Origin of the sequence: Frateuria sp. (genome assembly GCF_035695185.1) — a bacterium.
GTDB lineage: Bacteria > Pseudomonadota > Gammaproteobacteria > Xanthomonadales > Rhodanobacteraceae > Frateuria_A.
The window spans coordinates 37,575-56,943 of the sequence record NZ_DASSES010000189.1; the positions used below are offsets into that span (position 1 = coordinate 37,575).

Here is a 19,369-nt window from a genome sequence, read left to right on the forward strand (position 1 = left end):
ATCAACAATAGCTGCGGCGACCGCTTAGCGCATATTGCTGCGGCGTGTTCTCGTGGCAGTGGCGGGTCAGCGACCCGCATTGCCCCCCTGGCCATGACCGCCCAGGGCCTTGAGCTGGCGCTGCAGGCGGGCGATTTCCCGGTCCTGCTCCGCCAGGCGGTCGCTGGCTTGGCGGGTGTGCGATTCCTGCTCGGCAAGCTTGCGCTCAAGCTGCGTGACCTCCGCGCCGCGTGCGCGCAACTGTTGCTGGAGTCGCACCTGCGCGGGTACCCGCTGACCCGCCACCGCGGCCTGTTCCGGCCCACCGTCGGCAAACGCCGGCAGCGTGGCGAGCATCAGCAGCGGCAGCAGCAATCCGGGTTTTCGCATCAGAGATAGTCCTCGATCAGCCGCTCGGCGATCTGCACCGCGTTGAGTGCGGCGCCCTTGCGGATGTTGTCGGCCACGATCCACAGGTCCAGGCCGCGCTCGTGCGAGATGTCCTCGCGGATGCGGCCCACGAACACCGGATCCTTGCCGGCCGCATCGCCCACCGGGGTCGGATAGCCGCCCGGCTTGCGCTCGTCCATGACCACCACACCCTCGGCCTGCTCCAGCAACGCGCGGGCCTCGTCGGCACCGATCCTGTCGCGGGTCTCCACGTGCACCGCCTCGGCGTGGCCGTAGAACACCGGCACCCGTACGGCGGTGGGGTTCACCGCGATGGAGTCGTCCTCCAGGATCTTGCGCGTCTCCCACACCATCTTCATTTCTTCTTTGGTGTAGCCGTTGGGCTGGAACTCGTCGATGTGCGGGATCACATTGAAAGCGATCTGCTTGGGAAATTTCTTGCCCGGTTCCACATCCTGGAAGTTGAGCAGGGCCGCCGTTTCGCGCCCGAGCTCCTCCATTCCGCTGCGGCCGGCCCCCGACACGGACTGGTAGGTGGCCACGTTGATGCGCTCGATGCCGACCGCGCGGTGGATCGGCGCCAACGCCACCAGCATCTGCATGGTCGAGCAGTTGGGATTGGCGATGATGCCGCGGGCGGTGTAGTCCGCGATGGCATGCGGGTTGACCTCGGCCACCACCAGCGGAACGTCGTCCTGGTAGCGGAACTCGGAGGTATTGTCGATCACCACGGCGCCCGCAGCTGCCGCGCGCGGAGCGTGTTCGCGACTGACCGCGCCGCCGGCGGAGAAGAAGGCGATGTCCACGCCGTCGAAGTCGTAATCGGCAAGGTTGCGCACCGTGACCTGCCTGCCGCCGAAGGAGATCTTCTCGCCGGCCGAACGCTCGCTGGCCAGCGGCACCAGTTCGCCGACGGGGAAGTCGCGCTCGGCCAGGATCCCCAGCAGGGTCTCGCCGACCGCGCCGGTGGCGCCGACCATCGCCACCTTGTAGCTGCTCTTCTTGCTCATGGGATGCCTTGTTGCCTGTGTGAGGGGGGATCAGGGCGCCGGCCGGATGGCCAGGGCCTCGGGGTTGACGAGGGAGGGTGGGTGCCCGGCGTACGGGCCGTGGCCGAACAGCGCCAGCACGTTGTCGACCGCCATCGCGGTCATCGCGCGGCGAGTGTCCCAGGTGGCGCTGGCGATGTGCGGACTCAGGATGACGTTGTCGAGCGCAAGCAGGGCCGGATCGACGGCCGGCTCCCCCTCGAACACGTCCAGCGCTGCGGCGGCAAGCCGCTTCTCGCCCAGGGCGACCGCGAGCGCCGCGTCATCGACCACGCCGCCGCGGGCGATGTTCACCAGCATGGCGGTGGTTTTCATCGCTGCCAACTCTGCCGCGCCGATCGCGTGGCGACTCTCGGCGGTGAGCGGCACGGCCACCACCAGGAAGTCGGACTCGGCCAGCAGCGTGGGCTTGTCCACGTAGCGTGCGGCGCATGCAGCCTCGATCGTCGCCGGCAGCCGGGAGCGGTTGTGGTACGCCACCTGCATGCCGAAACCCGCCGCGCGCCGCGCGATGGCCTGGCCGATGCGGCCCATGCCCAGGATGCCCAGCGTGCGGCCACGGGTGTCCAGGCCCAGCCAGTCCCTGAACCCGTTGGCACGCCAGTGCCCTGCACGGAGCCAGCGCTCTGCGGCGCCCATATGGCGCGCCGCACCGAGCAGCAGCGCCCAGGTGTAGTCGGCCACGCTTTCGCTGAGCACGCCCGGTGTATTGGCAGCGGCGACCCCTGCGGCGGTGAGCGCGGGAACGTCCAGGTTGTCGTACCCGACGGCAAGGTTGGCGACGATCCGCAAACGCGGCGCGCTCGCCACCTCCGCGGCGCCGACACGCACGTCCAGACCGACGATCGCGGCATCGCTGGACGCGAGCCTCCCAGCCAGTTCGGCAGGCGCGAACACGGTTTCCGCCGCCTCCGCCGCCACCTCGAAGTGGGGCTCCAGGCGAGCGATGATGTCGGGAAAGGTGGGACGCGAGATCCACACCCGCGGCTTGCCGGTCATGCGCGTTCCGTAGTTCGAAAACTCAGGCGATTCGCGGGGCGACCGGCCCCACGTCGCCACACTGGGCACGGTGGCGCAGTGCGTGATCCATCAGCACCAGGGCCAGCATCGCCTCGACGATGGGCGTGGCGCGGATGCCCACGCAGGGATCGTGCCGCCCCTTGGTCACGACGTCGACCGGCTCCCCTGCCAGGTTCACGCTTTGCCCCGGCACCAGGATGCTGGAGGTGGGCTTGAACGCGACCGACACCGTGACCGGTTGCCCGGTGCTGATCCCGCCAAGGATGCCACCGGCGTGATTGGACGTAAAGCCGTCCAAATGCATCTGATCGCGGTGCTGGGTTCCGCGCTGGGCGACGGCCGCGAAGCCGGCGCCGATCTCCACGCCCTTGACCGCGTTGATCGACATCATGGCTGCCGCCAGGTCGCCATCGAGCTTGCCGTAGACCGGCTCGCCCCAGCCCGGCGGCACGCCCTCGGCCACGGCGTTGACGCGCGCGCCGACCGAGTCGCCGGACTTGCGCAGCGCGTCCATCGTCGCCTCCAGCTCCAGGACCTGCCCCGCATCCGGCCAGAAGAACGGGTTGGCCTCCACCGCCTCCCAGTCGAAGCCGCGCGGCACGACCTCGCCCAATTGCGCCAGGTGGCCTCGCACGCGCACGCCGTGGCGCTGCGCGAGCCACTTCTTGGCGATCACCGCCGCCGCCACGCGCATGGTGGTCTCGCGCGCCGAGGCGCGACCGCCGCCCCGGGGGTCGCGGATGCCGTATTTCTGCCAGTAGGTGTAGTCGGCGTGACCGGGCCGGAAGGTCTGCGCGATCTCGCGATAGTCCTTGCTGCGCGGGTCGGTATTGCGAATCAGCAGCGCGATCGGGGTGCCGGTGGTGTGGCCTTCGTAGACGCCGGAGAGAATCTCCACCTCGTCGGCCTCGTGGCGCTGGGAGGTGTGCCGGCTGCGTCCGGTGGCGCGGCGGTCGAGGTCGTGGCGGAACTCCTCCGGCGCGATGGCCAGCCCCGGTGGACAGCCGTCGATCACGCAGCCGATCGCCGGCCCATGGCTTTCGCCGAAGGTGGTGACGGTGAAGAGCTTGCCGAAGGAATTGCTGGACATGCCGCGCGTCCGGAACCGAATGTCCAAGCATAGCCGCTCGCCGGCCTGCACGGAGGAGCGGACTCCCGCGCGACCGTGCACCGCACCCGCCCCCGGGCAGGGATGGCGGTCCCGCACCGGCGCGCTCCTACCGGGGTGCCGCTGTCGCCTGCCATTCGCGGGCGAGGATCGCGAATACCGCATCGTCCACCCACTCGCCATGCAGCCACAGGCTCTCGCGGAAATGCGCTTCCTGGCGCATGCCCAGCGCACGCAACAGGGCGATGCAGGCGGTGTTGCGCGGGTCCACCGACGCGTGGATGCGGCGCCAGCCGAGCACATCGAAGCCCTGCTGGAACACCGCCTGCAGCACCTCGCGAGCATGGCCACGGCCCTGGTGCAGGGGAGCCAGGCTGATCCCGAACTCGACCGAATCGCCACGCGTCGCCGGCAGGCACACGCCGAGGTCGCCGATCAGCGCGTGGTCGTCACGCCGGCGGATCGCGCGCTGGAACCACAGCCCTGGCGCCGGCTCGGCCTGCGCCTCGATGAAGGCGCGCGCCTCCGCGACGCTCGCCGGCCGCCAGCCCTGGAAGCGCGCCACGGCCGGGTCGGCGCGGCAGGCGAACAGGGCCTCGGCGTCTTCCGGGCACAGACGATCGAGCAGCAGGCGGGCGGTCACCAGTTCCACGCCCTTCCTCCGGCTGCGCGTCAGCGACGCGCGTCGGCCGCGGCACGGATCGCGTCGGCGTGTTCGAGCAGGTCGCGCCGCTCCAGTGCGAACACGCCCATCGGGCCGACCTTGAACTCGATCCACACGAACGGCACTTGCGGCAGCAGCGCCGCCAGCGCGTGTTCGCTTTCGCCGACCTCGACGATCAGCAGGCCGTCGTCGCTCAGGTGGTCGGCAGCCTGGTCGAGAATGCGCAGGCAGATGTCGAGGCCGTCCTCGCCGGAGGTCAGGCCGAGCTTGGGCTCGTGGCTGTATTCACCGGGCAGCGCAGCGTATTCGCCCTCGGTCACGTACGGCGGATTGGAGACAATCAGGTCGTAGCGACGCCCTTTGACGCCATCGAACAGGTCGGACCTGATCGCCTCGACGCGGCCCTCGACGTGCTGGAAGGCCATGTTCTCGCGCGCCAGCGACAGTGCGTCGTCGCTGATGTCCACGATGTCCACCTGCCAGTCCGGGTGGTACTCGGCCATGGCGATGCCGATGCAGCCGGAGCCCGTGCAAAGGTCCAGTGCACGCTCCACGTGGCGACCGTCGAGCCACGGCGCAAAGCCAGATTCGATCAGTTCGGCGATCGGCGAGCGCGGCACCAGCGCGCGGCGGTCGCTCTTGAACTTGAGCCCCGCGAACCAGGTCTCGCCGACCAGGTAGGCCACCGGCAACCGCTCGTTGACGCGCCGCTCGATCAGCTCCAGCACGCGCTTGCGCTCCTCGGCGGTGAGCCTGCCGGCGCCATAGGCCGGCGGGATGTCCGGCGGCAGGTGGAGGCTGGCCAGCACCAGGTGGGTCGCCTCGTCGATGGGGTTGTCGTGGCTGTGCCCGAAGGTCAGCCCGGCGGCGGAGAAGCGGCTGGCGCCGTAACGGATGAAGTCGATGATGCTGGCAAGTTCGGCGGTCACTGGCCTTTCCTGTCGGGGGCGCGGCGTGGAGGATCGGCGATTATCCCTCACCGCCGGGCCCAGGGCGAACCGCTGGCGGCTTATACTGGCCGGATGACTTTCGCCGTCCTCGTCCAATACCTCCTCCCCCACCGCGCCCTCTCGCGAGTGGTCTACTGGGCCACACGCTGGACCTGGCGGCCATGGAAGAACTTCCTGATCGGCCAGATCGTGCATCGCTACAAGGTCGACATGACCGAGGCGGCGCAGCCCGATCCGCTTGCCTACCAGCACTTCAATGCGTTCTTCACCCGCAAGCTGAAGCCCAACGCGCGGCACGAGGACGGCGACCCGACCGCACTGGTCTCGCCGGCGGACGGGCGCATCAGCCAGGCCGGCCGCATCGTCGACGGACGCATCTTCCAGGCCAAGGGCCAGGATTACACGGCGGCCGAACTGCTTGGCGACGCGGCTGCGGCGGAGCCTTACAAGGACGGCGATTTCGTCACGATCTACCTGTCCCCGCGCGACTACCACCGCGTACACATGCCGCTCGGCGGCACGCTGCGCGAGACGGTGCATATCCCCGGGCGGATCTTCAGCGTGGCACCGTTCGCGGTGGAGGCGATCCCCCGCCTGTTCGCCCGCAACGAGCGGCTGGTGTGTCATTTCGACAGTCCGAACGGTCCGTTCGTGGCGGTGATGGTCGGCGCGGTGCTGGTGTCGTCGGTAGCAACCGTCTGGGACGGGCTGGTGATTCCGCCCTACGCCTCGCATGTCCGCCGCAAGTCGTTCGCCGGCCAGGGGATCACGCTGGCGAGGTTTGCCGAGATGGCGCGCTTCAACATGGGCTCGACGGTCATCCTGCTGTTGCCGCCGGGGATGATCGAGCTGGACGCGCTCGCGTCGCAGCAGACGGTGAAGCTGGGTCAGCGGCTGGGGCGGCGCCCGCTGCCCTCGGATTGACGCAAAACGTCATTCTGTGACGTTTTGGGCGTACCTCGCCATGCCGCTTGGCTATGCTCCGGCCGTCTACCGGCTCCGGGGGAAAACCCATGCGATCGATCGTCCCGCTCATCGCCTTCGTGCGAGGCCAGCAGCTGGAACGGCAGTTCCGCCGCATCAGTAAGCATCTCGACGCGCTGTCCGCCTCCGCCCGTGCGAGGTTGAGCCTGCTCACGCTGCGCGAAATCGGCCAGGCGGCGCGCAGCGACTTCCCGCATCTCTACGGTACGTCGCCGCAGGACCGTTACCTGCCCTGGGGCCGTGGCACCGACACCGGCCTGGCTCGCGCCAGCTCGGACAACTCGGAAATCGCCCTGCGCGGCATCGCGCTGTGGCTTGCGGTGGCTTACCACGAGACCAAGGATTCACCCCACCCGGCCGTGCGTTCGCGCCACCGGCAGTTGCTGCGCGTGGTGCGAGAGCTGAAGGAACTGCACCGCGGCGGCGCCGGCGAGCGCGAAGACGGGGCGGAGAACTGGATGCAACCAAGCGCTGCCGCCTGAAAAACCCTTCCTGGCGGGAAACCCGCCAGCGAAGATGCCCCCGGTCCCACTGGCGCCTGGGGCCCGCCAGGCGGGCCCGGCATGGAGGCCCGTATCAGCGCCGACACGCGGGCAACCGCAACACCTGCCCCGCGCGGATACGGTGGTGCTTGAGGTCATTGAGGTCGGACAGCTCGCGCACGTCCGAGCAACCCAGCCGGTGCACGATGCCGATCAACGTGTCGCCGCGGCGCACGACGTAGCGCGAGTGCGGATGCACGGTCCGGCGCGGCTCGGGCCTGACCACCTCCGGCACCACCGCCGAGTGCAGGTCGCTCGCCAGGATTGGCCACGGCCCGTCGATACAGCGGGAGGCATAGACGCTCTCCAGTTCCTTGGGCACCTGCAACTGGGTGCCGGCCGGCTGCTGGTCCTGCGGGTTGAGCCGCGGATTGAGGTTGCGCAGGGTGCGGAACCAGCCGTTGTCCATGCCCTGGGCCGAGCCCAGGCAGATGGTCAGTTCGGACAGCGAGGCCGGGCGCTTGAGGGTGACGTGGCCCGGCGCGCCGTCGATCTTGGGGAAATGCAGGTTGTAGCTGTCCGGGTGCAGGAAAAGCCACGCCGCCGCCAGGACCGCCGGCACGTACTCGCGGGTTTCCTCCGACAGCTGGTTGTAGATCGCCGGGTCGTAGAAGCTGACATCGGTATTGCCGTTCACCATCCGGCGCATTCGGCCTTCGCCGCCGTTGTAGGCGGCCAGCGAGAGCTCGAGGTTGTCGTTGAACGCCTTCAGTTGCTCGTCCATGTAGGCGGCGTTGGCGCGCGCCGATTCGGACGGATCGAACCGGGTATCGAAGCCGTTCTGGCTGTTCAGGCCGAAGCGCAGTCCGGTGGCGTACATGAACTGCAGCGGGCCGGCGGCGCCCGAGCGCGAGACCGCGTGGACCTTGCCGCCGGACTCCTTGGCCATGATGCCGAAGAGCAGCGCCTCCGGCAGGTCCGCTTTCTCGTACTGCGGCCACATCTCGTAGCGCATGTACTGGTAGTTGACCCAGGTATCGACCAGGTTCGAGCGCCACTGGGTCAGCCACATTTCCAGCGCGGCCTTGACCGGCCCGTTCATGGCGATCAGCTCGGAGAGCTTGTGCCCGCGCAGCAGGGTGACCGCACGCTGTGCCTGCGGCAGCGCCGCGGCGCCACCGGGCTCGCTGGCGACGGCTTCCTCCGGCGATTGCTCGCCCACGGTTTCCAGGTCGTCAGCGCCGAAGAAGCTGCCGTCCTTCAGGCGCAGCAGGCGGTCGAACACGGAGAAGAAGCGCTGCGAGTCGCAACCGGGCGTGTCACCGCAGCGCGCCGCGGCCTGCTTGAGGCTGTCGAGCGAGTCCTCGAGGCTCTGCTCCGACGCCTGGTCGTCGCCTTCGCGCGCCTGTTGCAGTGCGGTCTCGTAGCCCTTGCTGGCCTGGTCGAGCTGCGTATACAGCGCGTTCACGCCATCAGGCGCGCGACTGCCGCCTCCGCTGGCACAGGCGGTAAGCAGGACGAGCCCGGCAGCCAGCGGCGCCAGGCGGAAACGGTGGGCAAGGGTAGACAGCGGCATGACGAAAGCTTGACGGCAGGAATACATTCACCTTAGCGCATGCACCCCCGATGCCAAAACCGCGGCGCCCGCCAGAATCTCTGAACTGCGACCTGCATCCGCCTGGCTACAATCGCCCATCCCACGCACGGAGCGCCTGCATGTCCGAGATCCTGGTTGGCCGCAATGACACCGCCGAGGTGATGCTGGAACCGCGCTACGGCAACCGCCACGGCATGGTGGCCGGCGCCACCGGCACCGGCAAATCGGTCTCGCTGATGGTGCTGGCCGAAGGCTTCTCCCGCCTGGGCGTGCCCTGCGTGCTGGCCGACGTGAAGGGGGACCTGGCCGGCCTGGCCGTGCCGGCAAGCGAGCCCGACGACAGGATCCAGGCGCGCCTGTCGAAACTCCGCCTCGCCGACTGGCAGCCGCAGGCCAACCCGGTGATCTTCTGGGACCTCTACGGCAAGCACGGCCATCCGCTGCGCACCACCGTCAGCGAAATGGGCCCCACCCTGCTCGGCCGCGTGCTGGAACTCAACGACATCCAGCAGGGCGTGCTGGAAATCGTGTTCAAGCTGGCCGACGACCAGGGCTGGCTGCTGCTGGACCTGGCCGACCTGCGCGCCCTGCTCGCCTTCGCCGCGGAAAACGCCAAGGACATCTCCGCCCAGTACGGCCTGATCGGCAAGACCAGCATCGCCGCCATCCAGCGCGCGCTGCTGGCGCTCGAACAGGCCGGCGGAGAGAACTTCTTCGGCGAGCCTGCGCTCGAACTCTCCGACCTGATGCGCCAGGACATGAGCGGCCGCGGCGTGGTCAACGTGCTCGCCGCCGATCAGCTGATCCTCAAGCCGCGCCTCTACGCGACCTTCCTGCTGTGGCTGCTGTCCGAGCTGTTCGAGCAGTTGCCGGAAGTGGGCGACCTGGACCGGCCCAAGCTGGTGTTCTTCTTCGACGAGGCGCACCTGCTGTTCGACGACTGCCCGCCCGCATTGCGCCAGCGCGTGGAGCAGGTGGTGCGGCTGATCCGCTCCAAGGGCGTGGGCGTGTACTTCTGCTCGCAGAACCCGGACGACGTGCCCGAAGAGATCCTGGGCCAGCTCGGCAACCGCATCCAGCACGCCCTGCGTGCGTTCACCCCGCGCGACCAGAAGGCGGTGCGCGCGGCCGCCGAGACCTTCGCCCCCAACCCGAAGCTCGACGTGGCCGAGGCGATCGGCCAGCTCGGCGTCGGCGAGGCGCTCGCCTCGACCCTGCGCGAGGGCGGCGTGCCCAGTCCGGTCGAGCGCGTGATGGTGGCCACGCCACGCTGCCGCATCGGCGCCATCAGCGAGGCCGAGCGCACGACGGTGCGCCAGCGCTCGCCGGTCGGCGGCAAGTACGACACGCCGCTCAACCGCGACTCGGCGGCCGAGATGCTTGCCCGTCGCACCGACGCCCGGACGGCCTCGGCGACGACCGCCGCCGAGCCGCCCGCGCCCGCATCGGACACCGGCGCCTGGAGCGGCGCCGTGCACGACGCGCTGTTCGGCACCAGGCGTCGCCAGGGTCTGCTCGAAACCATGGGCAAGCAGGCCGTGCGCACCATGGGCAGCCAGCTGGGCCGGCAGGTCCTGCGCGGCGTGCTGGGTGGCATCTTCGGCGGGAGGCGTTGAATGGCCCCGGTCACCACCGACACGGGGCTGCCCGCTGCCCTGGGCCCGCCGGATGAGGCATCGGCGCTTGCCGAAGTGGCGGCCGCGCCGCCGTGCCGACCGGCGGGCACCGCATGAGCCGCTGGCGCCCGCCCGCCCCTTCCTCGACCGCGATCGTGACGCGGGAGGGCTTCGAGAAACTGAAGGCCGAACTCGACCATCTCTGGCACACGTTGCGCCCGGAGGTGGTCAAGGCGCTCGCCGCGGCCGCCGCCGAGGGCGACCGCTCGGAGAACGCCGAGTACACCTACCGCAAGAAACAGCTGGGGGAAATCGACCGCCGCGTGCGCTACCTCAGCAAGCGCATCCCCCTGCTCAAGGTGGCCGAGGGCATGCCGGCCGACCGCGGGACGGTGTTCTTCGGCGCCAGCGTGGAGCTGGAGAACGCCCACAGCGGCGAAACGGTGCGCTACCGCATCGTCGGGCCGGACGAGACCGACGCGCGGCGCGGCTGGATCAGCATCGACTCGCCGATGGCACGCGCGCTGCTCAAGAAACGGCTGGACGACGAGTTCGAGGTGGAACTGCCGGGCGGCCCGACCCGCTTCGCCATCGTCGCGGTCGACTACACGTCCGGCTGACTGCCCAGCGCCGCCAGTTCCTGGCCCACATACACCACCAAAAACAGACCCAGCAGCACCAAAATCGCCGCCAGCAGCTTCTCGCCGACCGGTCCGGCGTAGGCCTCCATGCGCTCCTGCGCGATGTCGCGGCGGTTGCGCAGGAAGCGTGCCGACGCGAGCAGGATGATCAGCGCGCCGAACACGATCAGCAGCAGACCGACCCATTCAGTCAAACGCAGGTGCAGGTGCAGCTTGCGCGCCGCGTGCGAGGCGCTCGACGAGGCATAGGTGAGGAACAGGTCGAAGCGTTCGACCAGGAAGCCGAATGCCATCACCGCGATCGCGGTGCGCACCCAGGCCAGGTAGGTGCGTTCGTTGGCCGCGTGGTCGTTGAAACGCGGGATCACGCTGCGTTGCTCGTCTCTAGGCGGGTGCCCAGCGTTGCGCCCGCTGCGTCAAGGCGCCGTCAGCCTCGCCCCCGCGCACGAGGCAGCGCCAGGGGCGCAGGGTAGCGGCGACCCGGACGCAACGGGCGATAGCACGGGGCGTGATGATGAAAGGCCTCGCGGTCGCCATCCGGGTGCCAGCCCGGCACACCCGAGAGCGGCAGCGGGCGCAGTTCCTGCGGATCGCGCAGCACGCGACCGTCCTCGATGGCCCGGGCGACCAGCCCGCAGGCCGGGGTTTCGTCGTCGCCCAGCAGGGCCAGCGCCTTGCCGACCAGCAGCTTGTCCGGCGTGAGCCCATGTTCCAGCAAGGCATGGCCGAAGACCACCAGCGCCAGCCGGCCATCGGTCCAGGCGGCGCGCTCGCGCCAGAAAAGACCGTGCCAGTCGTGCGCATCCCACAAGGCGAGCAGGCGCTCATCGCACACCCGGAGGATGACACCGCCTTCGTCAAAATGGGTCAGCGCACACTGCGGGCGTGAGCGTTGCCGGGGGCCGACCCGGGCCACTTCCAGTACCTGCTGCGCGTTGAGTGCATGCTTGAGGGGCGCATGGCGCAGCCACACCAGCGCATTGAACAGGTCGTGCCAGTTGCGCTCGCGGGTGGCGATGGCGCCGCTGTGGGCAATGCGTTGTTCGTAGTGGCGGCCATCGGCCAGCAGCTCGGGCGTCTGTGCCACGAAGCGCTCGCGGGCTCCGGCGGGCCAGCGCGCATTGAGCGCATCGAGCGAGGGCCATTCAGGCCCTTGCAGCAAGTCGGCGAACTCGCCCCAGCCAGCCAGCGGCGGTCGCCCGAACACGGCCGGATCGACCGCCTCGCGCGCCGGCGCGACGTAGCGCATGGAGGCCTAGACGACCTTCAGCAGCGGTTGCGCCAGGCGTGCGTGCAGGTCGTGCTCATCGGCGCCCTCGACCACCACCTGCACGAACTGGCCCGGCTTGAGGGCCTGGCCATCGGCGATGTGCACGACGCCGTCGATCTCCGGCGCATCGGCGGCCGAACGTGCCACCGCTCCTCCGGCCCCGGCCTCGTCGACCAGCACGGTGAGCGTACGCCCGAGCTTGCGCTGCAGCTTGGCCGCGGAAATCTCCGCCTGCACCGCCATGAAGCGTTCCAGGCGGTCCTCCTTGAGCTCCTCGGACACCGGATCGGGCAGCCCGTTCGCCTTGGCGCCCTCCACCGGCGAGTAGGCGAAGGCCCCGACGCGGTCCAGTTCCGCCTCGCGCAGGAAGTCGAGCAGCTCCTCGAACTCGGCGTCAGTTTCACCGGGGAAGCCGACGATGAAGGTGCTGCGCAACGTGATGTCCGGCACCGCCGCGCGCCAGTTGCGGATGCGCTCGAGCGTCCGGTCGATGTTGCCCGGCCGCTTCATCAGCTTGAGGATGCGCGGGCTGGCGTGCTGGAACGGGATGTCCAGATAGGGAAGGATCTTCCCCTCGGCCATCAATGGCATCACCTCGTCCACGTGCGGGTACGGGTAGACGTAATGCAGGCGGGTCCACACCCCCAGTTCCGATAGCCCCTGGCACAGCTCGGTCATGCGCGTGCGGTACGCCTTGCCGCGCCACTCGCGCTCGGCGTACTTGAGGTCCACGCCGTAGGCGCTGGTGTCCTGCGAGATCACCAGCAGTTCCTTGACGCCGCCCTTGACCAGCTTCTCGGCCTCGACCAGCACCTGGTCGACCGGGCGCGAGACCAGGTCGCCGCGCATCGAGGGAATGATGCAGAAGCTGCAACGGTGATTGCAGCCTTCGGAGATCTTCAGGTAGGCGTAGTGCTTGGGCGTCAGCTTGATGCCGGTGTCGGGGATGATGTCCAGCAGCGGGTTGCGCTGAGGTGGCAGGGCCGTGTGCACCGCGCTCATCACGCTGGCGTAGTCCTGCGGGCCGCTGATGGAGAGCACTTCCGGATAGGCCTCGCGGATCAGCTCGGAGCGTTTGCCCAGGCAGCCGGTGACGATTACCTTGCCGTTCTCGTGCAGCGCCTCGCCGATCGCGTCCAGCGATTCCTGCACGGCCGCGTCGATGAAACCGCAGGTGTTGACCACCACCGCATCGGCCGCCTGGTAGCTGGGGACGATCTGGTAGCCCTCGACCTTGAGCTGGGTGAGGATGCGCTCGGAGTCGACCATCGCCTTGGGGCAGCCGAGGCTGACGAAACCGATCTTGGGGGAAGCCTGCGACATGGGTGGATACCGGGGAAGTGCTGGATAAACGGGCAATTATACGGGGAATGCGGGCGCCCGCGGCCGCCCCTTCACGCTCCCTGTTCCCCGCTCCTTGTTCCCTGCCCCACTTACAATCGCAGGACACACGCAGGAGGAGGCCATGGGCCAGTCGATCAACATCCCCACCAGCGGCACGCAGTGCATCGGCGGCTACCTCGCCAGGGCAGAGGGCAGGCCCAAGGGCGGCGTGGTGGTGATCCAGGAGATCTTCGGCGTCACCGCGCACATCCGCAGCGTGGCCGACCGCTTCGCGGCGGCCGGCTATACCGCGATCGCCCCGGCGTTCTTCGACCATCTGGAAAGCGGCCTGGAGCTTCCCTACGACGAGCACGGCATGGCGCGCGGCAAGGAGCTGGTCACCGAACTCGGGCTGGAACGCGCGGTGGAAGATGTCGCCAGCGCCGCCGAGACGATCGCCTCGGCGGGCCGGATCGGCGCGGTCGGCTACTGCTGGGGTGGCACGGTCGCGCTGCTTGCCGCGCTCCGGCTGGGGCTGCCCTCGGTGAGCTATTACGGGGCGCGCAACGTCCCCTTCCTGGGCGAAACGCCCAAGGCGCCGGTGATGTTCCACTTCGGCGAACACGACAGCAGCATTCCGCCCGAAGCCGTGGCCAAACACCGCGAGCGGCTGCCGCAGATGGACGTCTTCACCTACCCGGCCGGGCATGCGTTCAACCGCGACCACGACCCGCACTACGACGAAGCCAGCGCCAGGTTGGCCTGGCAGCGCACGCTGGCCTTCTTCGACAGGGAGCTGGCAGGCGCATGAGCAGCGTGGGATTCATGCTCGACCCGCGGCTGGCGGCCGACAGCCTCCCGGTGGCCCGGCTTGACCTCTGCGAGGCGCGACTGATGGACGACGCGCGCTTTGCCTGGCTGGTGCTGGTACCGCAGCGCGCCGGGCTGGTCGAGATCGCGGACCTGACGCCCTCGGAGCGCACGCTGCTGTGGCACGAAGTCGACCGCGCCGGGGCCGCGCTGCGCGCAGTGGCGCCGTGCGACAAGCTCAACCTGGGCGCGCTGGGCAATATCGTGCGCCAGCTGCACGTGCACGTGGTGGCGCGGCAGGAGGGCGATGCCGCGTGGCCCGGCCCGGTGTGGGGCAGCGGTCGGGCGACGCCCTACGGCGAAGCCGCCCGGCACGCGTTGATCGAGCGCCTCCGCGAAAGATTGTGATCGCCCCGCCGGCGCCCCAAAGGGAGGCGCCGGCCGGGTTCGAGGTCAGTACTGGTGGGTACGACCGACGGCGTCCTTGCCGTCGAGTTCATTGTCCGTCTTGACCGGCGCGTGGTAGTCCTCCAGCGCGCGTGCCTTGGTCTGCACCGGGTTGATCTTCTTGAGCGTGCCGTCGTCGTCGTAGTAGACGGTAAAGCCGTAGTCCAGCTGCATGCGCGCCATGAACTGCAGGTGGGTCTTGCGGACGCTGGACTCGTCGCTCGGCAGCAGCAGCACGGTCTTGGGCAGCTTGCCGACATCCTTCAGGTAGGCGAAGTGGCTGCCGGTATCCAGGGCCGAGAGCACGGCGCCGTCGACCAGGAACTGGCCGCTCTTGTATGCCTTGATGGTGGCGTCGAATTCGTTCTGCACCTTGGCGATGGCGGCCTGCTCCTTGACGCTCTCGTGGTGGCAGCCACCGAGGGCCAGCAGGCTGCCCAGCAGGAGCGCGGCGCCTGCGCGGTGGAACAGGGTCGTGAAGCGGGTCATGGGGATCTCCTGGGTCGAACCTGGGAACAGGCGCAGTGTAGCGCCGGGGGGGTGTACAACGACCGCTCGCGGGCGGCGCGATTCAGGCGGCCGATCAGGTGCGCGGCAGGGTCACGCCCTGCTGGCCCTGGTACTTGCCGCCGCGGTCCTTGTAGCTGGTCTCGCACTCTTCGTCCGACTCCAGGAACAGCATCTGCGCCACGCCCTCGTTGGCGTAGATCTTGGCCGGCAGCGGCGTGGTGTTGGAGAACTCGAGCGTCACATGGCCTTCCCATTCGGGCTCCAGCGGCGTCACGTTGACGATGATGCCGCAGCGCGCGTAGGTGCTCTTGCCCAGGCAGATGGTCAGCACGTTGCGTGGGATGCGGAAGTATTCGACGGTGCGCGCCAGCGCGAACGAGTTGGGCGGGATGATGCACACGTCCGCCTGCACGTCGACGAAGCTCTCCGGATCGAACGCCTTGGGGTCGACGATGGTGGAGTTGATGTTGGTGAAGATCTTGAACTCGCGCGCGCAGCGCACGTCGTAGCCGTAGCTGGAGGTGCCGTAGGAGACCAGCTTGCTGCCTTCGCGCACCTTCACCTGGCCCGGCTCGAACGGCTCGATCATGCCGTGCCCTTCGGCCATGCGGCGGATCCACTTGTCGGACTTGATGCTCACGCGGCACTCCATCGATGGCCCGGTCGCCGGGCGCAAAGCGGGGAAAATACACGGTCGGGCGCTGCCGGCGCCAGCCGGGTGCGCGACCGCCATGCACCGGCCGCACGAAAGTGCTCCTCCCTACAGGGAAACTCCGGCGACGAGCGCGCGCTCCAGCGCAGCCAGCAACGCACGCAGCTCGGCGCAGCGCTCGGGACTGGCCAATATGTCCTCGCGGCTGCAGCCGGCCCCCGGCAGTGCCACGGTGCCGCAAGCCCCGCCCAGCACACGTGCGGACATGGTCCGGAGAATCTCCACCAGCGCGTCCTGCGCATGGTGCGAACCGCGCCCGGAGGCATTGAGCAGCGCCACCGGCTTGCCGGGGAACTCCAGGCTGCCGACCAGCCAGTCGAGCAGGTTCTTGAAGGCGCCCGGCACGCCATGGGCGTATTCGGGGCAGGCGATCAGCAGCGCGTCGGCCTGCCCCACCGCCTCGCGCAAGGCCGTCGCCACGGGCGGCAGCGCCTCGACTTCCACGTCCGGATTGAATAGCGGCAGCGCGTCGAGGCCGCCGTAGAGCACCAGCTCCAGCCCGGCAGGCGCGAGCGCCTGAGCCGCCTGCAGCGCCGCGGTATTGGCCGATCGCCGACGCAGACTCCCCGACAGGCACAGGACCCGCTTGCGCCCCGTCCTCATGCCGGCGGCGCGTTCTGCACCACGATCTTGCCCAGCCCGAGCGACTTGTTGCGTGGCTGGCGCGAGAGCCGGCCGGCAGCGTTGCGCGCGATCTCGCGGTAGCGGGCGGCCAGGTCCGAATCGGGCATCGCCGCGACGGTCGGCGTGCCGCCGTCGGCCTGTTCGCGGATACGGATGTCCAGCGGCAGCGAGCCCAGATAGGGCACCGCGTACTGCTCGGCCATGCGTGCGCCCCCACCACTGCCGAATACGTGTTCCTCGTGGCCGCAGTTCGAGCACACGTGGGTGGCCATGTTCTCGACCAGGCCAAGCACCGGCACCTCGACCTTCTCGAACATCTTCAGTGCCTTGATCGCATCGAGCAGCGCGATGTCCTGCGGCGTGGTGACGATGACCGCACCGGCCACCGGCACCTTCTGCGAGAGCGTGAGCTGGATGTCGCCGGTGCCGGGTGGCAGGTCGATCACCAGGTAGTCGAGCATGTCCCAGCGGGTGTCGTTGAGCAGCTGCATCATCGCCTGGGTGACCATCGGGCCGCGCCAGATCATCGGCGTCTCGGGATCGACCAGGAAACCGATCGACATCGCCTGCAGGCCATGCGCCTGCATCGGGATGATGCTCTTGCCGTCGGGTGACTGCGGCTTGCCCTCGATGCCCAGCATGCGCGGCTGGCTGGGACCGTAGATGTCCGCGTCCAGCACGCCGACGCGCGCGCCCTCGGCCTGCAACGCCAGCGCCAGGTTGGCCGAGACGGTGGACTTGCCCACGCCGCCCTTGCCGGACGCCACCACGATGATGTTCTTGACGTTCGGCAAGGGCGCCAGCACGCCCTGCACCTTGTGCGGCTGGATGCGGCTGCCGACCGACACGCTCGCCGCCTCGATCGCCGGGTCGGCCTCCAGCGCCTGGCGCACGCGCGCGGCCAGCGCCTCGATCACGGAGGCGGCGGGATAGCCCAGCTGGATGTCCACCGACACCCGCGCGCCGTCGACGCCCACCGCCCGCACGGCGTCGGCGACGGACGCGCCGGTATGCGGATCGGTCAGGCCGCCGAGCAGCTGGCGCACGCGCGCCTCGTTCACTTCGCTCATGAGGATAGGTACTTGGGTCTGCAGGCCGCCCATTATGCCAGCCGCGCCGCCTGCCCCGCCTGATGCAGGTCAGGCCGGCGGACGTTGCGCAACGCAGCTTGACGGCCCCGCGGCGGCTCGCCAGTCTGCTCACCGTACGCTTTCGTACGGGAGGGCAACCCATGAAGCAACTGTTCCGCCTGGCGCTGGCCGCCGGCCTGCTGCTCGGCAGCGTCGCGGCCTACGCCGCCAACGACACCCCGGTCGGCACCTGGAAGACCATCGACGACGCGACGGGCAAACCCAAGTCGATCGTTGAGATCACCGAGCAGAACGGGCAACTGCAGGCCAGGGTGCTGCAGGTGCTGCAATCGGACGAGGGCCCGCACCCGCTCTGCAGCAAGTGCGAAGGCGAGCGCAAGGACCAGCCGGTCGAAGGCATGGTGATCATGTGGGGCGTCACCCGGGATGGCGACGTGTGGGACGGCGGCAAGATCCTGGACCCCCACAACGGCAAGACCTACAAGGTGAAGCTGAGCATGCTCGATGGCGGGCAGAAGCTCGACGTGCACGGCTACATCGGCTTTGCGCTGCTCGGCCGCAGCCAGGTGTGGGAACGGCAGCAGTAACGCCGCGCACCTACCAGCGGGGCGGGCCGTGCCCCGCCCTCTTCAATCGAGCAGCAGGTTGTCGATCAGCCGCGTGGCGCCCAGCCGCGCGGCGATCAGCGCCACCAGGCCCTGGCGCTCGTCGTCGGCGGGCTCGGCAAGGTCTTCGGCGCGGCGGATCACCGCGTAGTCCGGCGCGAACCCCGCCCGCTCCAGCGTCGAGGCCGCTGCCTGTTCGATCACCTTGCGGGCGTGGCCCTTCTCCAGCAGCTCGCGCATCTTCAGCAGCGTCAGGTGGATCTGCGGCGCCAGCGAACGCTCGGCCGCGGACAGGTACTGGTTGCGCGAGCTCAGCGCCAGGCCATCGGCCGCGCGCAGGGTCGGCGCGGCGACCACTTTCAGCGGCAGCGCCAGGTCGCGGACCATGCGCTCGATCACCTTCAGTTGCTGGAAATCCTTCTGGCCGAACACCGCCACGTCCGGCTGCACCAGGTTGAACAGCTTGCACACCACCGTGGCCACGCCGTCGAAGTGGCCGGGACGATGTGCGCCCTCGAGCGTATCGGTGACGGCCGGAACCTGCACCCGCACGCTCTGCGCCGATCCGAACGGGTAGATGGTCGCCACGTCCGGCGCGAACAACAGGTCGCAATCCATCTCGGCGAGCCCCGCCTGGTCCTGCGCCAGCGTGCGCGGGTAGCGCTCGAAATCCTCGTTCGGCCCGAACTGCGTCGGATTGACGAACACGCTGGCCACCACGCGGTCCGCGCGGGCGCGGGCCAGCTTGATCAGCGAGTGGTGGCCTTCGTGCAGGTTGCCCATGGTCGGCACGAAACCCACGGTCTGGCCCTGGCCGCGCCAGCCGCGGATGGCGGCGCGCAAACCGGCGGCGTCTTGCACTGTCTGCATAGGCGTGGGTTTCCCGAAAGGATCAGTCGAAGCAGTGTTCCGGTGCCGGGAAGGCGCCACTGCGCACGTCCCCGGCAAAGGCCGCGATGGCCTCGGCCACAGAATTGCGGCCGGCGAGGAAATCCTTGCTGAACTTCGGACGCTTGCCCGGCGTGATGCCGAGCATGTCGTAGATGACCAGCACCTGGCCGTCGCAATGCGGGCCGGCACCGATGCCGATCACGGGGATCCCGACGGCCCGGGTGATCCGTTCGCCCAGCGCGCTGGGCACGCCTTCGAGCACCAGCAGGTCGGCTCCCGCCGACTGCACCGCGAGCGCCTCGGCCAGCACGCGGTCGGCGGCCTCCTGCTCGCGGCCCTGGATGCGGAACCCGCCGAACTTGTGCACCGACTGCGGCGTGAGGCCCAGGTGCGCGCACACCGGCACGGCCCGCGCGGTCAGCGTGGCGATCGCATCAAGCAGGTGCGGCGCGGCGCCCTCGAGCTTGACGGCCGCCGCGCCCGCTTCGCCCACCAGCCGCGCGGCCGCCTCGAGCGTGTGCGCCACGTCGCGGTCGGCCATGAACGGCAGGTCGGCGATCAGCAGCGTGGAGGTCAGCCCGCGGG

General features: G+C 69.2%; 23 protein-coding genes. 7 read left to right on the top strand and 16 right to left on the bottom strand.

Going from position 1 to position 19,369, the window contains the following annotated elements; translation table 11 throughout:
• Nucleotides 1-66 precede the first annotated feature (66 nt).
• The 6 genes from VFH59_RS15260 to prmB all read right to left on the bottom strand — a co-directional run bounded on the left by VFH59_RS15260 (nt 67) and on the right by prmB (nt 5,160).
• Nucleotides 67-369: a hypothetical protein gene (locus VFH59_RS15260; protein WP_325165767.1), complete on the bottom strand. Its 303-nt coding sequence runs from the start codon at nt 367-369 to the stop codon at nt 67-69.
• Nucleotides 369-1,400, bottom strand: coding sequence for an aspartate-semialdehyde dehydrogenase (locus VFH59_RS15265; RefSeq protein WP_325165768.1), 1,032 nt, complete (start codon nt 1,398-1,400; stop codon nt 369-371). Before VFH59_RS15265 ends, VFH59_RS15260 begins: the two co-directional genes overlap by 1 nt.
• Before the next feature lie 30 nt (nt 1,401-1,430).
• On the bottom strand, nt 1,431-2,438 hold the full coding sequence (locus VFH59_RS15270; RefSeq protein ID WP_325165769.1) for a D-glycerate dehydrogenase: 1,008 nt from the start codon (nt 2,436-2,438) through the stop codon (nt 1,431-1,433).
• A gap of 22 nt (nt 2,439-2,460) precedes the next feature.
• On the bottom strand, nt 2,461-3,549 hold the full coding sequence (aroC, locus tag VFH59_RS15275; RefSeq protein ID WP_325165770.1) for a chorismate synthase: 1,089 nt from the start codon (nt 3,547-3,549) through the stop codon (nt 2,461-2,463).
• 127 nt (nt 3,550-3,676) lie between these two features.
• Nucleotides 3,677-4,219: a GNAT family protein gene (locus VFH59_RS15280; protein WP_325165771.1), complete on the bottom strand. Its 543-nt coding sequence runs from the start codon at nt 4,217-4,219 to the stop codon at nt 3,677-3,679.
• 20 nt (nt 4,220-4,239) lie between these two features.
• Nucleotides 4,240-5,160, bottom strand: a complete 921-nt coding sequence (prmB, locus tag VFH59_RS15285) for a 50S ribosomal protein L3 N(5)-glutamine methyltransferase (RefSeq protein ID WP_325165772.1) — start codon at nt 5,158-5,160, stop codon at nt 4,240-4,242.
• A gap of 93 nt (nt 5,161-5,253) precedes the next feature.
• Between prmB and asd the strand changes: the two genes are divergently transcribed.
• Nucleotides 5,254-6,105 carry an archaetidylserine decarboxylase gene (asd, locus tag VFH59_RS15290; RefSeq protein ID WP_325165773.1) on the top strand — a complete coding sequence of 284 codons (852 nt, stop codon included), beginning with the start codon at nt 5,254-5,256 and terminating at the stop codon, nt 6,103-6,105.
• Nucleotides 6,106-6,194: 89 nt separating this feature from the next.
• Entirely contained in the window at nt 6,195-6,647 is a 453-nt protein-coding gene (locus tag VFH59_RS15295) for a hypothetical protein (protein ID WP_325165774.1), read from the top strand.
• Nucleotides 6,648-6,741: 94 nt separating this feature from the next.
• Here the strand turns inward: VFH59_RS15295 and VFH59_RS15300 are convergent, their stop codons facing one another.
• Nucleotides 6,742-8,223, bottom strand: coding sequence for a transglycosylase SLT domain-containing protein (locus VFH59_RS15300; RefSeq protein ID WP_325165775.1), 1,482 nt, complete (start codon nt 8,221-8,223; stop codon nt 6,742-6,744).
• A gap of 140 nt (nt 8,224-8,363) precedes the next feature.
• On the opposite strand from VFH59_RS15300, the gene VFH59_RS15305 reads away from it, so the two are divergent.
• Both VFH59_RS15305 and greB read left to right on the top strand, forming a co-directional pair.
• Nucleotides 8,364-9,860: a helicase HerA-like domain-containing protein gene (locus VFH59_RS15305; protein WP_325165776.1), complete on the top strand. Its 1,497-nt coding sequence runs from the start codon at nt 8,364-8,366 to the stop codon at nt 9,858-9,860.
• Between the two features lie 113 nt (nt 9,861-9,973).
• Nucleotides 9,974-10,480 (top strand): transcription elongation factor GreB, encoded by a 507-nt coding sequence (greB, locus tag VFH59_RS15310; RefSeq protein WP_325165777.1) that lies wholly within the window; start codon nt 9,974-9,976, stop codon nt 10,478-10,480.
• On the opposite strand, the gene VFH59_RS15315 is transcribed toward greB, so the two are convergent.
• From VFH59_RS15315 to rimO, 3 genes are read right to left on the bottom strand one after another with little or no spacing between them, the layout of a single operon-like run.
• Entirely contained in the window at nt 10,465-10,869 is a 405-nt protein-coding gene (locus VFH59_RS15315; RefSeq protein ID WP_325165778.1) for a DUF202 domain-containing protein, read from the bottom strand. The two genes, greB and VFH59_RS15315, sit on opposite strands and share 16 nt — an antisense overlap.
• Nucleotides 10,870-10,928: 59 nt before the next feature.
• Complete coding sequence (locus tag VFH59_RS15320) at nt 10,929-11,750, bottom strand: DUF3025 domain-containing protein (RefSeq protein ID WP_325165779.1); 822 nt, start codon at nt 11,748-11,750, stop codon at nt 10,929-10,931.
• Between the two features lie 6 nt (nt 11,751-11,756).
• Nucleotides 11,757-13,094 (bottom strand): 30S ribosomal protein S12 methylthiotransferase RimO, encoded by a 1,338-nt coding sequence (gene rimO, locus VFH59_RS15325; RefSeq protein ID WP_325165780.1) that lies wholly within the window; start codon nt 13,092-13,094, stop codon nt 11,757-11,759.
• A 142-nt stretch (nt 13,095-13,236) separates the two neighbouring features.
• Between rimO and VFH59_RS15330 the strand changes: the two genes are divergently transcribed.
• Nucleotides 13,237-13,905 (top strand): dienelactone hydrolase family protein, encoded by a 669-nt coding sequence (locus VFH59_RS15330; RefSeq protein WP_325165781.1) that lies wholly within the window; start codon nt 13,237-13,239, stop codon nt 13,903-13,905.
• Nucleotides 13,902-14,312 (top strand): HIT family protein, encoded by a 411-nt coding sequence (locus VFH59_RS15335; RefSeq protein WP_325165782.1) that lies wholly within the window; start codon nt 13,902-13,904, stop codon nt 14,310-14,312. Before VFH59_RS15330 ends, VFH59_RS15335 begins: the two co-directional genes overlap by 4 nt.
• 45 nt (nt 14,313-14,357) lie before the next feature.
• Here VFH59_RS15335 and VFH59_RS15340 read toward each other — a convergent pair whose 3' ends face one another.
• The 4 genes from VFH59_RS15340 to apbC form a co-directional block, all read right to left on the bottom strand.
• Nucleotides 14,358-14,840 (bottom strand): hypothetical protein, encoded by a 483-nt coding sequence (locus tag VFH59_RS15340; RefSeq protein WP_325165783.1) that lies wholly within the window; start codon nt 14,838-14,840, stop codon nt 14,358-14,360.
• A gap of 94 nt (nt 14,841-14,934) precedes the next feature.
• Nucleotides 14,935-15,501: a dCTP deaminase gene (gene dcd / locus VFH59_RS15345; protein WP_325165784.1), complete on the bottom strand. Its 567-nt coding sequence runs from the start codon at nt 15,499-15,501 to the stop codon at nt 14,935-14,937.
• Between the two features lie 120 nt (nt 15,502-15,621).
• The gene (locus tag VFH59_RS15350; RefSeq protein ID WP_325165785.1) at nt 15,622-16,176 is read right to left on the bottom strand and encodes an NADPH-dependent FMN reductase; all 555 of its coding nucleotides are present in this window, start codon (nt 16,174-16,176) and stop codon (nt 15,622-15,624) included.
• On the bottom strand, nt 16,173-17,267 hold the full coding sequence (apbC, locus tag VFH59_RS15355; protein WP_325165786.1) for an iron-sulfur cluster carrier protein ApbC: 1,095 nt from the start codon (nt 17,265-17,267) through the stop codon (nt 16,173-16,175). Before apbC ends, VFH59_RS15350 begins: the two co-directional genes overlap by 4 nt.
• Before the next feature lie 161 nt (nt 17,268-17,428).
• Here apbC and VFH59_RS15360 point away from each other — a divergent pair, with 161 nt between their 5' ends.
• Nucleotides 17,429-17,875, top strand: a complete 447-nt coding sequence (locus VFH59_RS15360; RefSeq protein ID WP_325165787.1) for a DUF2147 domain-containing protein — start codon at nt 17,429-17,431, stop codon at nt 17,873-17,875.
• Nucleotides 17,876-17,917: 42 nt separating this feature from the next.
• Here VFH59_RS15360 and panC read toward each other — a convergent pair whose 3' ends face one another.
• Both panC and panB read right to left on the bottom strand, forming a co-directional pair.
• The gene (panC, locus tag VFH59_RS15365; RefSeq protein ID WP_325165788.1) at nt 17,918-18,763 is read right to left on the bottom strand and encodes a pantoate--beta-alanine ligase; all 846 of its coding nucleotides are present in this window, start codon (nt 18,761-18,763) and stop codon (nt 17,918-17,920) included.
• A gap of 22 nt (nt 18,764-18,785) precedes the next feature.
• Nucleotides 18,786-19,369, bottom strand: a 584-nt coding sequence (gene panB, locus VFH59_RS15370; RefSeq protein WP_325165789.1) for a 3-methyl-2-oxobutanoate hydroxymethyltransferase, incomplete at its 5' end; no start/stop codon positions are given.

What these genes read in the sequence shown, in the direction of transcription:
- VFH59_RS15335 (WP_325165782.1), top strand. Translation starts at nt 13,902, where the DNA reads ATGAGCAGCGTGGGATTCATGCTCGACCCGCGGCTGGCGGCCGACAGC.
- VFH59_RS15305 (WP_325165776.1), top strand. Translation starts at nt 8,364, where the DNA reads ATGTCCGAGATCCTGGTTGGCCGCAATGACACCGCCGAGGTGATGCTG.
- apbC (WP_325165786.1), bottom strand. Translation starts at nt 17,267, where the DNA reads ATGAGCGAAGTGAACGAGGCGCGCGTGCGCCAGCTGCTCGGCGGCCTG.
- VFH59_RS15265 (WP_325165768.1), bottom strand. Translation starts at nt 1,400, where the DNA reads ATGAGCAAGAAGAGCAGCTACAAGGTGGCGATGGTCGGCGCCACCGGC.
- aroC (WP_325165770.1), bottom strand. Translation starts at nt 3,549, where the DNA reads ATGTCCAGCAATTCCTTCGGCAAGCTCTTCACCGTCACCACCTTCGGC.
- VFH59_RS15270 (WP_325165769.1), bottom strand. Translation starts at nt 2,438, where the DNA reads ATGACCGGCAAGCCGCGGGTGTGGATCTCGCGTCCCACCTTTCCCGAC.
- greB (WP_325165777.1), top strand. Translation starts at nt 9,974, where the DNA reads ATGAGCCGCTGGCGCCCGCCCGCCCCTTCCTCGACCGCGATCGTGACG.
- asd (WP_325165773.1), top strand. Translation starts at nt 5,254, where the DNA reads ATGACTTTCGCCGTCCTCGTCCAATACCTCCTCCCCCACCGCGCCCTC.
- VFH59_RS15295 (WP_325165774.1), top strand. Translation starts at nt 6,195, where the DNA reads ATGCGATCGATCGTCCCGCTCATCGCCTTCGTGCGAGGCCAGCAGCTG.
- VFH59_RS15360 (WP_325165787.1), top strand. Translation starts at nt 17,429, where the DNA reads ATGAAGCAACTGTTCCGCCTGGCGCTGGCCGCCGGCCTGCTGCTCGGC.
- VFH59_RS15350 (WP_325165785.1), bottom strand. Translation starts at nt 16,176, where the DNA reads ATGAGGACGGGGCGCAAGCGGGTCCTGTGCCTGTCGGGGAGTCTGCGT.
- rimO (WP_325165780.1), bottom strand. Translation starts at nt 13,094, where the DNA reads ATGTCGCAGGCTTCCCCCAAGATCGGTTTCGTCAGCCTCGGCTGCCCC.
- VFH59_RS15330 (WP_325165781.1), top strand. Translation starts at nt 13,237, where the DNA reads ATGGGCCAGTCGATCAACATCCCCACCAGCGGCACGCAGTGCATCGGC.
- VFH59_RS15320 (WP_325165779.1), bottom strand. Translation starts at nt 11,750, where the DNA reads ATGCGCTACGTCGCGCCGGCGCGCGAGGCGGTCGATCCGGCCGTGTTC.
- VFH59_RS15300 (WP_325165775.1), bottom strand. Translation starts at nt 8,223, where the DNA reads ATGCCGCTGTCTACCCTTGCCCACCGTTTCCGCCTGGCGCCGCTGGCT.
- VFH59_RS15340 (WP_325165783.1), bottom strand. Translation starts at nt 14,840, where the DNA reads ATGACCCGCTTCACGACCCTGTTCCACCGCGCAGGCGCCGCGCTCCTG.
- VFH59_RS15260 (WP_325165767.1), bottom strand. Translation starts at nt 369, where the DNA reads ATGCGAAAACCCGGATTGCTGCTGCCGCTGCTGATGCTCGCCACGCTG.
- panC (WP_325165788.1), bottom strand. Translation starts at nt 18,763, where the DNA reads ATGCAGACAGTGCAAGACGCCGCCGGTTTGCGCGCCGCCATCCGCGGC.